Source organism: Streptomyces mayteni (assembly GCF_054783955.1).
Genome location: NZ_BAAGPR010000022.1, coordinates 18440 through 30452, shown reverse-complemented (window position 1 = coordinate 30452; position 12013 = coordinate 18440). Strand labels below are relative to the sequence as shown.

Here is a 12013-nt window from a genome sequence, read left to right as displayed (position 1 = left end):
GAACCGGGTGCCCTGGGCATCGAGCTACCCCGCCGCGGTAGCCCTCGCCCTGCTCGCGCTGACCCCGTTCCTCGTGCTCACCACGGCCACCTCGCTGATGCGGCAGCCCCTGCTTGAGCAGTCGGGCGCCACCCCGTTCGAACTGCAACTCGCCGTCGGGCTCTCCACCGCCGGGTACGCCTTCGGCGCGGTCGCGGCGGCCGACCTCATCCAGCGCGTCCGCGGCGCCGGGTGTACTTCGTGTGCGAGGCCGGCTTCGTGGTGGCCGCCGCGCTGGCGCTGATCGCGCCCGGCATCGGGCGTTCTTCGGCGTCGCGTGGCTGACCAGGGGCGGGTTCTCCAGGGTGTGGTTCTGGCTGACGCTGACGATTGGGGTACTGACCGGTGTCGTGCTGGTCGGCGGCCAGTACTGGCGTCGGGAGCCGCTGATGCCGGTCCGCCCGATCAGCGACACCCTGCCCGTCACCGGCATCGCCGCCGCCATGGTCGCCGGCGCGACGTTCATGACGCTGATCGAGTTGACCGAGGCGTATCTGCTGGCGGTGCCGCAGTACAGCCGGTCTGGGTCGGCGGGCTGCTCACCGCGCAGGTCGTCGGCATCGCGGTCGCCGCGCTGCTGGTCAGGCGACTGCTACGGACCCGCTGGCTGCCGGTGATGGCGCTGTCCGGCCTGCTCAGCGTGGCCGCGGGCGCGATCCTGCTGCTGACCGTCTCGCCGGGGAACGCGTCCGTGATCGCGCGGGCGCGGGGGTATGCCCGGCCTGTTCCTGGCCGGTCTCTCGGTGCCCGCCCCGGCGATCGGCTCGATCTTCGCGCTGGGGACCCGACGGCTCCACCCGCCGGACCTCGACTCCTGGGTCACAGGACAGCAGGGCGCCTACCGCTCGCCGCCGCTGCTCGCCCGGCTGAGGAAGTCGTGAAGGAAGTCGTGAGGGGCGGCACGTGACCTGGCGGGCATATACTCGTCTGCAAGTACTTGCCTACGAGTGGAGACTCCGTGGCCAAACGGCGCAAGGTGGGCAATCTGCTCGCGCTCGCGGTGCTCTCCGCCCTCGCGCAGCGGCCGATGCACCCGTACGAGGTGATGTCGCTGCTCAGGGCCCGGGGCAAGGAGGCCGACATGGAGATCAAGCTGGGCTCCCTCTACACGGTCATCCGGAACCTGGCCAAGCACGGGTTCGTCGAGGTCGTGGGCACCACCCGCGAGGGGGCCCGTCCGGAGCGGACGGTCTACCGGATCACCGAGGCCGGGCAGGCGGAGATGGTCGACTGGGTGCGGGAGCTGGTCTCGACGCCGCAGCCGGAGCCGCGGCGGTTCAGGGCCGGCCTCTCGGTGCTCGCGGCGCTCGGCCCCGAGGAGGCCGCCGACCTGTTGCGGCGGCGGCTGGGGCTGCTGGAGCGGGAGTGCGCCGCCCGCCGCGAGTCGCTGGCCCGCGATGTCCTGGCCGTGCCACGGCTGTTCCTGATCGAGGACGAGTACGAGCTCGCGGCCCTGGAGGCGGAGGCGGCGTGGGTGCGCTCGCTCCTCGACGAGTTCGCCTCGGGCGCCTTTCCCGGCCTCGCCGAGTGGCGGCGCTGGAAGGCCACCGGCGAGATGTCCCCCGCACTGGCCGAGTTGGCGGAACGGGGGCACGAGGAATGACCAACGGGCCCGGCGGGGTGTTGCAGCACCGCCGCCGGGCCCTTCGATCCCGAACCGGGACCCGCGCGAGGCGAATCCGGCCGCGAGATGGACACGCGCAACGATAGTCGGACTCCCCCGCGGGGACGGTTCACCGCGCCTCCGGCGCGGATCAACCGGTCGGCGCCGCGACCCGGCGGCGCCTGGCCCGAACCCGACAGGGGGAAATTCATGGAGAAAGTGGAGAAAGCAAGGACCGCGCTGGTCGTCGGTGGCGGAGTCGCCGGCCCCGTGACGGCGCTGGCGCTGCGCAGGGCGGGCATCGACGCGACCGTCTACGAGGCGTACCCGCACCCGACGGAAGGCATCGGCGGCACCCTCTCGATGGCGCCGAACGGGCTGGCCGCGCTGGAGCTGGTCGGCGCCAGGGAAGCGGTGGAGGCGGTTTCCGAGCCGATCCCGTGGACGGCCATGTCGTTCGGCCGCCGCATGGTCCGGTTTCCCCAGCTCGAGGACCTGCCGGCGCAGCGGCAGATCCTCCGCGACGACCTGCACCGCGTGCTCGACGAGACCGCCGCCGCCCACGGCGTCCGCGTCGAGCGCGGTAAGCGGCTGGTCGGCATGGAGGAGAGCGCGGACGGCGTCACGGCGCGGTTCGCCGACGGCACGACGGCCACCGGCGACATCCTCGTCGGCGCCGACGGCGTCCACTCCACCGTCCGCGGGCTGATCGACCCGGCGGCGCCCGGCCCCGAGTACACCGGGGTCCTCGGCTTCGAGGTCCTGGTGGACCGGCAGGTGCCGGGCGAAGCGGGCGTCATGCACTTCGCCTTCGGCCGGCGCGCCTTCTACCTCTACTGGAAGACCCTTGACGGCCGTACCCGTTGGGCGGCGAACCTGCCGCACGCCGAGCCGCTGCGGCTGACGGAGGCCCGCGCCGTGCCGGCCGAGGAGTGGCTGCGGGTGCTGCGCGAGACCTACGGCGGCGACGACCCGGCCGGCGACCTGGTCCGGCACATCGACGCCGACCGGCTCCACATCACCGGCGCGACCCACATCATGCCGAGCGTGCCGCACTGGTACCGCGGCCGGCTGGTCCTGGTGGGCGACGCGGTGCACGCGCCGTCCAACAGCTCGGGGCAGGGCGCGTCGCTGGCCATGGAGAGCGGCATCGAACTGGCCCGCTGCCTCCGGGACCTGCCGAACCCGGCCGCCGCGTTCGCCGCCTACGAGCGCAGCCGTCGACCGCGGGTCGAGAAGATCGCCGCCGAGGCGCGGCGGATCAACCAGGCGAAGGCGCCCGGCCCGTTGGCTCGGGTGGTGATGCCGCTGCTGATGCGGGTTCTCGTGAGGTTCGCGATGAACCCGGAGCGTAACCTCGGCCCGACGCACCGCTACCGCATCGACTGGGAGGAGTCGGCCGCCAGGGTCGGCTAGGGCTTGTCCGGGTGTTCGTGTGCGGAGCCAGATGACGAGAGGACTTTGGGTGGTCGGCCGGTTCCAGGAGGTCGCCGCCGGTCGACCGGGTCGGCGCGGTGGGATCAGTCGCCGCGCACGGCGTCGAGGCGGGCGGCCACGCGGTCGGCGTCGGTGTCGCGACGCTGGTCGAGGAAGAGGGCCAACACCCGCCGCCAGGCCGCGCCGGCCCGGTCGCGGCGGCCAGCGACGGCGTGTCCTTCGCCTAGGCGTTCCAGGGTGTCGGCGTAGTCGTAGAACGCGCCCACCTCGTGGAAGCCGGCGAGCGCCTGCTCGTAGTGGGCCATGGCCTCGTCGTGGTCACCGGCCAGGTGGGCGATATAGCCGAGGCTGTCAAGCGTGCGCGCCTCGGCGTCGCGGTCGCCGTGGCGGCGCGCCAGGTCGAGCGCCGCCGCACAGTGCGCGCGGGCCAGCGGAAGGTCGTGGCACTTGGCGGCGTACCACCCGGCCTGGTTGAGTGCGTGCGCCTCGCGCATCGGCACGCCGAGGGCCCGCAGAATCGTCAACGCGCTCGTGGCGTGCCGCAGGGCCGAGGCGTCGTCGCCGCGTTGCTCGTGCGACCAGGCAAGGGCCTGGTGCGCGTTGGCCTGCCCGGGCGCGTCGCCGGAGGCGCGGCTCAGCTCCAGGGCGAGGTCGAGGTGGTCGGCCGCCGCGTCGAGGTCCGACGCGCGCGCGAGCGCCGCGCCGAGCCGCCACGACGCCAGGGCGCGCACGTCGGGGTCCCCCACCCGGTCGGCCGCGACCATCGCCGCACGCCACACGGCCAGTTGATCGTCGAGGGGACCCTGCCGGCGCAGGAACGTGTCCAGGGCCCAGGCCAACTGCCACACGGCGGAGTCCCAGCCCAGCCGCAGCGCGGCCTCCTGGCTCGCGATCAGACACGGATACTCCGACGCCAACCAACCCAACGCCCGCGCCTCGTCGGAGACGGCGTCGGTGGGGCGCGCCGGTTCGCCGAGCGCTGGCGGGTCCTCGTATGGATACAGCACGCTCTCCGCGGCACGCCCCGTCCGCACGTAGTACCCGATGACCCGGCGCAACGCCGGCTCCCGTTCGTCGGCCAGATCGCCGTGCGCGCGCTCGCCGGCGTACACCCGGACCAGATGGTGCATCTGGTAACGGCCGGGCGTGGGTTGACGCAGCAGATGGACGGTCTCCAGATGCGCCAGCAGGCGCCTGGCCCGCGGCACGGGCAGGTCGAGGAGCTCGGCCGCCGCCGGCAGCGAGATGTCCGGTCCTGGCGCGGCGCCGAGCAACGCGAACGCCCGCGCGGCCGGGGCCGGCAGGGTCCGGTACGAGGCGGTGAACACCGCGTGCAGATGGGAGCTCGGCCCGCGGTCGTCGACGTCGAGCCCCTCGGCCGTGCGCAACTCCTCGACCAGCACGTCAAGCGGGAAGTCCAGGCGGGCCGCGGCGCGTGCCCCGATGACCCCCACCGCCAACGGCAGGCCAGCGCACCACCGCAGCAGCGCCCCGGCGGCCTCCGACTCGTCGTTCACCCGCCGCCTGGACAGGTGGCCGGCCAGCAGGTCGCGCGCCTCGGTCTCGGACATCACGTCCAGCTCCACCGTCGGTATCCCGTACGTGGCGGCCAGTCCGGTCAGGCGGTCGCGGCTGGTGACGAGCACGGTGCACGTGTCGCTGCCGGGCAGCAGCGGGAGAACGTGGTCGGTGTCCCTGACGTTGTCCAGGACGACCAGCAGCCGCCGGCCCGCCACCGCGCTCCGATACTGTGCCAAGCGGCTTTCGGCGTCGGCCGAGACGGACTCCGATGGAACGCCCAACGCCTCCAGGAAGCGCCCCACCACGACCGACGGGGACACCTGAGGCCCGGCCGGGTCGAAGCCGCGGAGGTCGGCGTACAACTGCCCCTCGGGGAACCGGTCGGCCACGCGGTGCGCCCAGTGCAGCGCCAGCGTCGTCTTGCCGACGCCCGCGGCCCCGACGACCGCCACCGCCGCCGACGCGCCGTCGGAAGCCAGCGCCTTGTCGAGCTGGGCGAGTTGGTCCAACCGGCCACAGAACAACCGGGATTCGGCCGGAAGTTGGCGGGGGCGGAGCGTGGTCGTGTGGTGCTCCGCCTGTTCCCCCACCAGGATCCGCTGGTGCAGGGTGCGCAGTCGCGGACCGGGGTCGGTGCCCAGTTCGTCGGCCAGCCGGTGCCGCACGTCCTGGTAGTGGCGCAGCGCGTCGGCCTGCCGACCCGATCGAAACAACGCGAGCATGAGGTGGCCGGCCAGCCGCTCGTCGAGCGGGTTCCGCTCCGCCATCGCGGACAACTCCGCCACCAGATCGGCGTGGTGCCCGAGGCGCAACGCGAGGTCGTTGCGGCGCAGCAGGGCCTGCCAGCGCTCCTGCTCCAACGTCCGCTGCACGGACTCGACCCATAACCCGTCGAGTCCGCCAAGCGCCGGGCCGCGCCACAGCCCCAGCGCCCGCTCCACGCGCTCCAGGGCCGTTCGGTCGTCCTGTCCGCGCGCCCCTCGCACCAGGTGTCGGAAGCTGTGCAGGTCCACCGCGTCCTCGTCGACGGGCAACAGGTAGCCGGCCGGCGTTCGCCTGATCTCGACGCCCGGCACGTCCGTGAACGCCTGCCGCAGCCGAGCGAGGTAGGCGTACAGGGAGTTGCGGGCCTGCCGAGGCGGCCGGCCACCCCAGACCCGCTCCACGAGCACGTCCACGTGCTGCGGCCGGTTCGGTTCGACCAGCAACGCCACCAACACGCACCGCTGGCGCGCGGGCCCCACGTTCAACTCCACGCCGCCGGAGCGCACTCCGACGTCCCCGAGCATCCGGAACTCGACCGACATCCTCACCCCCAGGACCCCTTACGGCAGGTCGAGCGACTCGGGAGACCGCAGACAGAAGGATAGGAGAACTTCCCGGGATCGCCAGAGGGTACCCCGTCACTCGGTGGAGGGCCGAGGGCCGCCAACGGACAATAGCGCCACATCAGTTCTCCGTCCGGGCCGACATGGGTCGAGTCCACTGGCCGCCGAGGGCGGCGGCGAGCCACATGGGGGCGCCTCGGCGACGGACGGCAGGTCGTCGAGGTTGCAGCGGGCCGCCAGGTCGGGGGCGGTCGGTAAGCTCACTCGCCCCTACCTGCCACAGACCGACGGCAAGGTCGAACGCTTCAACGGCACAACGCTGCGGGTCAATACACCTAGCCGGGATGGCCGCCACGGGCCCGTCCCAGGGCCTCGACGACGGGGCGGGCCACCGGGCTCGGGGAGGCTGCGTCGAGGTCGAGCGGTCCTGTCGGGTCGAGCGGGGGCTGGGCCATGAACCGCGGCACAGTGCCGCGGTGCGGCTGGGCCGCGTGCACCAGGAACGGGTGGCAGAGGAACACGTCGCCGCTCCGGCCGGTCGCGGTGACCTCGGGGCGGCGCTCGCTGGCGGCCACCGCGTCACGGCAGAGGTCGAACCACTCGCGTCCGGCGTCGCCCGCGTCCGCCAGCAGCGGCGGCACGTCCCGGTGCGAGCCCGCCCTGATCCGCGTCGGGGCGTCGTCCGGGCCCACGTCGGAGAAGAGGAACAGCATCAGCAGGGCGCGGCCGCGGGAGCGCAGGTTGAGCCGGTACTCGCCCGCCTCGCCGGCGAAACTGGCCTCCACGTGCCAGCCGTCGTCGCCCGGCTCCTCGTCGCTGGGGAAGCGGACAGGAAAGGTGCCGAGGCCCCCGGGCGCCCGCCACTTCCCCGGGCCGACCAGCTGGTCGAACGCCTCGTGCAGCACGGGGGCGTTGGCGGCGGCGCGGAAGGGCGGGGTGGCGAAGCCGCCGAGCCGGATCACCGGCTCCGTCCAGGTCGTGGGGTCGTGCGGGTCGCAGCCGGTCGCCTCCCACAGCTCGGCCCGGCACCGGTCGACGACCTCGGCCGGCACGGCGCCGGCCACCCGGACGAAGCCGTTCGCCTCGAACTCGTCGATCTCCGCTCGCGTCAGCACGGCGCCCAGTCTCACCGCCGCCGCACCGGGCGACAATCGGATTTCGCACCGGCGCCCGGCCCACCGCACGGCCTCACGCGGCCGCCAGCACCGGGTAGTCGTTGTAGCCGGTCGCGCCGCCGACGTACATCAGCGGGCCCTCCCGGAGCGGGTTCAACGGGGCGCCGCGGCGCAGGCGTTCGACGAGGTCGGGGTTGGCGATGAAGGCCCGGCCGAGGGCGATGGCGTCGGCGCCGGCCGCGAGGAGTCGTTCGCCGGCCGCGCGGCCGCCGTCGGCGGGGAGTCCGCCGCCAGGGCCGAGGTCGGGGTTGGCCATCAGGACGCCGGGCCAGCGCCCGCGGAGGTCCCCGAACAGCGGGTCTTCGGCGTCGGTGCGGACCAGGTGCAGATAGCCGAGGTCGAGGCCGGCCAGGGCGTCGGCCAGGGCCGGGTAGACGACATCGGTGTCGCTCTCGACGATGCCGTTGACGGGGTTCCGCGGGGAGATCCGCAGCCCGACCCGGTCCTGGCCGACGGCGTCGGCGACCGCCTCGACCACCTCCACGACGAACCGGACGCGGCCGGCGACGGTGGAGCCGTACCCGTCGACGCGGCGGTTGGTGTTGGTGGCCAGGAACTGGTGCAGCAGATGGCCGTTGGCGGCGTGCACCTCGACGCCCTCGAAGCCGGCGGCGCGGGCGTTGCGCGCGGCGGCGACGAAGTCGGCGACGTGGGCGCGGATGTCGTCCACGGTCATCTCCCGTGGCGTGACGGACGGTTGGCGGCCGGTCGGGGTGTGGATGGTCTCCGGCAGCGGGATCGGGGAGGGCGCGACGGGCACCAGTCCGCTGGTGGCCGGGTGGCCGACCCGGCCGCCGTGCTGGAGCTGCACGAACATCCGGCCGCCGGCGGCGCGCACCGCGTCGGTGACCCCGCGCCAGCCGGCGACCTGCGCCGCGGTGTGCAGCCCGGGGATGTTGGGGTACGTCTGCCCGACGGCGTTCGGGGTGGTGGCCTCGGCGATGATCAGCCCGGCGGCGGCGCGCTGGGCGTAGTGGGCGGTCATCAGCTCGCCTGGCACCCCGTCCGCGGAGGCGCGGTTGCGGGTGAGCGGCGCCATGACCAGGCGGTTCGGCAGGGTCAGCGGGCCGAGGCGGGTGGGCTCGAAGAGGCGGGAGGATTCCGGGGAGCGCGTCATGCCGGTACGGTAGAACCTGACATCAATGTCAGATTCAAGTGCGGATCCGGAGGTCGTCATGCGGATCGGGGAACTCGCGCGTCGCACCGGGGTGAGCGAGCGGTCGCTCCGCTACTACGAGCAGCAGGACCTGCTGCGGGCCGAGCGTACGCCCGGCGGCCACCGGGAGTTCGGCGACTGGGCGGTGGACCGGGTGATCCGGATCCAGGCGCTCTACGCGGCCGGCCTGTGCAGCGAGGTGATCGCCCGGCTGCTGCCGTGCATGCGGGACGCGGACGGCGGCCTCTCGGCGATCGGCAACGAGAAGCTGGTCGCCGACCTCACCCACGAACGCCGCCGGCTCGACGGCATGATCCGCGACCTGCTCCTCTCCCGCGACATCCTCGACGAGGCGATCGAGTCGGCCACGGCCGGGCTGACGCCCCCGCCGGCCGGCTGACCACCGCCCGCCGGCGCACCACCCGCCACGCGAGGACAGGACGCCCGGCATCCCGCCGGATGCCGGACGTTCGCCCCGTCGGTCAGATGAACTCGCTCTTGTAGAAGACGCTTGCCTCGAAGGAGTCAGGGGAGGTCGAGGTGTCCCTCGACGAGTAGCCGAAGGCGAGCCTGGGCGCTCCGTTCACCCGCCAGATGGCGATGCCCTGGGCCTCGCGGCCGGGGAGCGACTGGCCGGCGCTGGTGGGGTACTTCTCGACGTAGCTGTCCGCGGTGGCGTTCATGTCGAGGGTGACGAGGTAGGAGGTGCGGTTGGTGCCGCCGAAGAGGAGATAGGCGTAGCGGCCGCAGGCGGTGATGCCCTGGAACAGGTCGTCGCCGGTCAGGCCCAGCTCCTGGTTGGTCGGGATCGCCCGCTCGGTCAGGCGGGTGCCGTCGCCCAACCGCCCGGCCACGGCATCGGCTTGGGAGAACAGGGCGAGGCGCCAGGGGCGGGATCCGCTGCCCGAGTGGTAGCGGAAGAGCATCCGGCCGTAGTGCGAGTCGAACGCCGGCCGCGGGCTGTGGGCGAAGGTGGAGACCGTGGGGGTTCGGTTCTGGATGGTGGGGGACGTCGAATCCAGTTCCCCCCCGTCGCTCCAGCGGAAGCGGGCGATCCGGGTACCGGCGTCGTTGACCGAGTGGCTTTCGATCCAGATGAACGGTGGGGTGCCCACACCGGCGGACTCCACGCCCATCGACGAGCCGTGGCCGAAACCGTGGATGGCCATCGTGCTCAGCACAGTGCCGGACAGGTCCGTCTTGCTCAGCCACAGATCGCCGTTGTCACCGCCCACCTTGTGCTGAGCGAAGTAGATCTGGCTGTTGACACTGTCGTAGGCGAACGACTGCATCGCCCAGTAGGGTTGATGGAGCGTCCGGCGCCAGACCGGGTTGCCGCCGTTCCCCTCCAGCTTGAACTTCGGCGTGTCGTCCACGTCCGCGTGCGCCGGACTCACCGTGAGCAGCGAGGTGCCGCCGAGCACCGCCGCCCCCGCTGCCAGCTTGATGCCACCGGTGAGCAGACCTCTTCGGCTGTGCGCCTGATCGGCCGAACTCGCTAAGGATTCCGTCACGCCGTCACCTCTCGATCGATAGCACGTTCGAGCGGCGAATCTAGCAGTCGATCCAACGAAGTTGACCGAGCCTGACGTTGTCGTCGATCACGGGTGTGGAGGCCGTGGCGGGATTCGAACCCACGTCACTCGCTTTGCAGGCGAGCCCCTGAACCACTCGGGCACACGGCCGGGCGCTTTCGCGTGAGCACGACTCTCGCCGCTCGGCCGTGGCCCGGTCAACGGGTTCAGGTGATCCGCAACGGGACTGGCACGGGGGTACATGCGGCGTTCACGGAAGCCCGGTTCACGGCCTGATCAGCAGCTGGAGTTCGAAGGTGTAGCGGGAGGCCCGGTAGAGGTGGGAGCCGTACTCGACGGCGCGGCCGGTGTCGTCGAACGCGGTGCGCTGCATGCTCAGCAGCGGCGCGCCTGGCGGCTCGGCCAACAGCCCGGCCTCGGCGGCCGTGGCCACCCGGGCGCCGATGGACTGGCGGGCGCTGTGCAGCGCCGTGCCGGCGGCCCGCATCAGCCGGTAGAGGCCGGTGGCCTCCAGGTCGTCGCGGCCGAAGTCGTACAGCTCGCGGGGCAGGTAGTTGCGCATGTGGGCGATCGGCTCGCCGTGCGTGAGGCGGAGGCGTTCGATGCGCTGGGTCTCGGCGCCCTCGGCGATGCCGAGCGCGGCCGCGACCTCGGCCGGGGCCGGCACGGTGGCCACGTCGAGGACCCGGGTGGCCGGCCGCTGGCCGGCCGCCTCCAGGTCCTCGTACAGGCTGCTCAGCTCCAGCGGCCGCCGCACCTGGCTGTGCACCACCTGGGTGCCGACGCCACGGCGCCTGACCAGCAGGCCCTTGTCGACCAGGGCCTGGATGGCCTGGCGGACAGTGGGCCTGGAGAGCCCGAGCCGGCCCGCCAGATCGATCTCGTTGCCGAGGCGGGTGCCGGGCAGCAGCTTCCCCTGCTCGATCGCCGCCTCCAACTGCTGCGACAGCTGGAAGTAGAGCGGCACGGGGCTGTTGCGGTCGATGCTGAACCTCAGGTCCACCGCGGTTCCCTCCTCGGTCCTCGGGTGCCGAATATACGGCCTCAGCGGTAGAAGGCCGGGCGGGTGATCATGTCGACGGCGACGCGCTGGCCGGTGCGTTGGGCCTCGACGCCGGCCTCGCAGGCGGCGGCGACGGCGTAGCCGTCCCAGGCGCTCGGCCCGGTGGCCTCGCCGCGCCTGGTGGCGTCGACCCACGCCTGCACCTCGCGGTCGTAGGCGTCGACGAACCGGGCCAGATAGTCCTGCGCGATGCCGCCGCCCCAGCGTCCCGCGGTGTTGGTGAGCATGCCGTGCGCGTCCCCGATGCGGGCGGTGCCGCGTTCGCAGACGGCCTCGGCCTGCACCTGGTAGCCGAAGCCGGCGGTGGCGAAGATCTCCACGTCGACGAGAACCCCGGCGTCGGTCTCGAAGACGACGAGCTGCGGGTCGCCGATGCCGGGCGCGGCGAGCCGGCTGGGGGCGGGCCGCAGCACGGCGACGGCGACGATCTCCTGGCCGAGCAGCCAGCGGGCGGCGTCGAACTCGTGCGCCACCGAGTCGTTGATGAGCATGGGCTCGGTGAAGTAGGAGTGCACGGACACGTTGCGGTGCCGGCAGTGCAGGAGCAGCGGCCGACCGATCTCGCCGGCCGTCAACACGTCCTTGAGCTGGGCGTACTCGGTGTCGTAGCGGCGCATGTAGCCGACCTGGATGCGGCGCGCACCGTGCCGCTGCTCGGCCTCGAGCACGCGGAGCGCGCCGGCGGTGTCGGGGGTCATCGGCTTCTCGCACAGCACCGGCAGGCCACGGTCGAGCGCGGCGAGCAGCGTCTCCTCGTGGGCCGGCCCGGGCGAGGCGATCAGCACGGCCTCGACGCCGGGGGCGTCGAGGGCGGCCGTGGTGTCGGTTTGCGCGGTGCAGCCGTCGATGGTGTCGGCCAGGCCCTTGGCGCGACCCTCGTCCGGATCGGCGACGGCCGCGACGCGGGCGCCGCTGACCACCTGGTCGAGCCGGCGAACATGATCGGCCCCCATCGTCCCGGTACCGATGACGGCGACGCCGAGGGGGGTGGTGCGGTTGGTCATCTGCGCCCTTCTTCTTTTTCGCGGTGTGGAGATGAAACGGTCCCTCGGTGCCGAACGTACGCGCCGCGGCCTACGGGCCGCGTTGCGGCACGGGGCGGAACGGGTTCGGGGCGTAGCGGGCCGGGGCGTAGCCCCGGAAGACCCGGGACCGC

12 protein-coding genes, 1 tRNA gene and 1 pseudogene are annotated in these 12013 nt (G+C 73.0%); 7 read left to right on the top strand and 7 right to left on the bottom strand.

Annotation, left to right across the window (positions count from 1 at the left end):
- Nucleotides 1-7 precede the first annotated feature (7 nt).
- The 5 genes from ACYVPE_RS12990 (at nt 8) to ACYVPE_RS12970 (ending at nt 3058) form a co-directional block, all read left to right on the top strand.
- Complete coding sequence (locus ACYVPE_RS12990; protein WP_461033677.1) at nt 8-283, top strand: hypothetical protein; 276 nt, start codon at nt 8-10, stop codon at nt 281-283.
- Between the two features lie 61 nt (nt 284-344).
- Nucleotides 345-656 (top strand): hypothetical protein, encoded by a 312-nt coding sequence (locus tag ACYVPE_RS12985; RefSeq protein ID WP_461033676.1) that lies wholly within the window; start codon nt 345-347, stop codon nt 654-656.
- 96 nt (nt 657-752) lie between these two features.
- Nucleotides 753-920, top strand: coding sequence for a hypothetical protein (locus tag ACYVPE_RS12980; RefSeq protein ID WP_461033675.1), 168 nt, complete (start codon nt 753-755; stop codon nt 918-920).
- A 77-nt stretch (nt 921-997) separates the two neighbouring features.
- Nucleotides 998-1642, top strand: coding sequence for a PadR family transcriptional regulator (locus tag ACYVPE_RS12975; protein ID WP_461033674.1), 645 nt, complete (start codon nt 998-1000; stop codon nt 1640-1642).
- A 210-nt stretch (nt 1643-1852) separates the two neighbouring features.
- Nucleotides 1853-3058 (top strand): FAD-dependent monooxygenase, encoded by a 1206-nt coding sequence (locus ACYVPE_RS12970; RefSeq protein ID WP_461033673.1) that lies wholly within the window; start codon nt 1853-1855, stop codon nt 3056-3058.
- Nucleotides 3059-3162: 104 nt separating this feature from the next.
- On the opposite strand, the gene ACYVPE_RS12965 is transcribed toward ACYVPE_RS12970, so the two are convergent.
- Entirely contained in the window at nt 3163-5907 is a 2745-nt protein-coding gene (locus ACYVPE_RS12965; RefSeq protein ID WP_461033726.1) for an AfsR/SARP family transcriptional regulator, read from the bottom strand.
- A gap of 247 nt (nt 5908-6154) precedes the next feature.
- Here ACYVPE_RS12965 and ACYVPE_RS12960 point away from each other — a divergent pair.
- Nucleotides 6155-6250 (top strand): annotated as a pseudogene (locus ACYVPE_RS12960) (IS481 family transposase); the annotation flags it as partial.
- 13 nt (nt 6251-6263) lie between these two features.
- Here ACYVPE_RS12960 and ACYVPE_RS12955 read toward each other — a convergent pair.
- Nucleotides 6264-7043 (bottom strand): phytanoyl-CoA dioxygenase family protein, encoded by a 780-nt coding sequence (locus ACYVPE_RS12955; protein WP_461033672.1) that lies wholly within the window; start codon nt 7041-7043, stop codon nt 6264-6266.
- A gap of 73 nt (nt 7044-7116) precedes the next feature.
- Nucleotides 7117-8220, bottom strand: coding sequence for an alkene reductase (locus tag ACYVPE_RS12950; RefSeq protein ID WP_461033671.1), 1104 nt, complete (start codon nt 8218-8220; stop codon nt 7117-7119).
- A gap of 58 nt (nt 8221-8278) precedes the next feature.
- Here ACYVPE_RS12950 and ACYVPE_RS12945 point away from each other — a divergent pair, with 58 nt between their 5' ends.
- Nucleotides 8279-8659: a MerR family transcriptional regulator gene (locus tag ACYVPE_RS12945; RefSeq protein WP_461033725.1), complete on the top strand. Its 381-nt coding sequence runs from the start codon at nt 8279-8281 to the stop codon at nt 8657-8659.
- Nucleotides 8660-8741: 82 nt separating this feature from the next.
- Here the strand turns inward: ACYVPE_RS12945 and ACYVPE_RS12940 are convergent, their stop codons facing one another.
- From ACYVPE_RS12940 to ACYVPE_RS12925, 4 genes are all read right to left on the bottom strand, one after another.
- Nucleotides 8742-9773 carry a phage baseplate protein gene (locus ACYVPE_RS12940; protein WP_461033670.1) on the bottom strand — a complete coding sequence of 344 codons (1032 nt, stop codon included), beginning with the start codon at nt 9771-9773 and terminating at the stop codon, nt 8742-8744.
- Nucleotides 9774-9869: 96 nt separating this feature from the next.
- Nucleotides 9870-9944: transfer RNA gene (locus ACYVPE_RS12935), tRNA-Cys, on the bottom strand.
- Between the two features lie 115 nt (nt 9945-10059).
- Nucleotides 10060-10797, bottom strand: a complete 738-nt coding sequence (locus tag ACYVPE_RS12930) for a GntR family transcriptional regulator (protein ID WP_461033669.1) — start codon at nt 10795-10797, stop codon at nt 10060-10062.
- A gap of 41 nt (nt 10798-10838) precedes the next feature.
- On the bottom strand, nt 10839-11861 hold the full coding sequence (locus ACYVPE_RS12925) for a Gfo/Idh/MocA family protein (protein ID WP_461033668.1): 1023 nt from the start codon (nt 11859-11861) through the stop codon (nt 10839-10841).
- Nucleotides 11862-12013: the final 152 nt, after the last annotated feature.

Coding starts and splice junctions, on each gene's coding strand:
- ACYVPE_RS12980 (WP_461033675.1), top strand. CDS start 753: ATGCCCGGCCTGTTCCTGGCCGGTCTCTCGGTGCCCGCCCCGGCGATC.
- ACYVPE_RS12970 (WP_461033673.1), top strand. CDS start 1,853: ATGGAGAAAGTGGAGAAAGCAAGGACCGCGCTGGTCGTCGGTGGCGGA.
- ACYVPE_RS12965 (WP_461033726.1), bottom strand. CDS start 5,907: ATGTCGGTCGAGTTCCGGATGCTCGGGGACGTCGGAGTGCGCTCCGGC.
- ACYVPE_RS12950 (WP_461033671.1), bottom strand. CDS start 8,220: ATGACGCGCTCCCCGGAATCCTCCCGCCTCTTCGAGCCCACCCGCCTC.
- ACYVPE_RS12945 (WP_461033725.1), top strand. CDS start 8,279: ATGCGGATCGGGGAACTCGCGCGTCGCACCGGGGTGAGCGAGCGGTCG.
- ACYVPE_RS12925 (WP_461033668.1), bottom strand. CDS start 11,861: ATGACCAACCGCACCACCCCCCTCGGCGTCGCCGTCATCGGTACCGGG.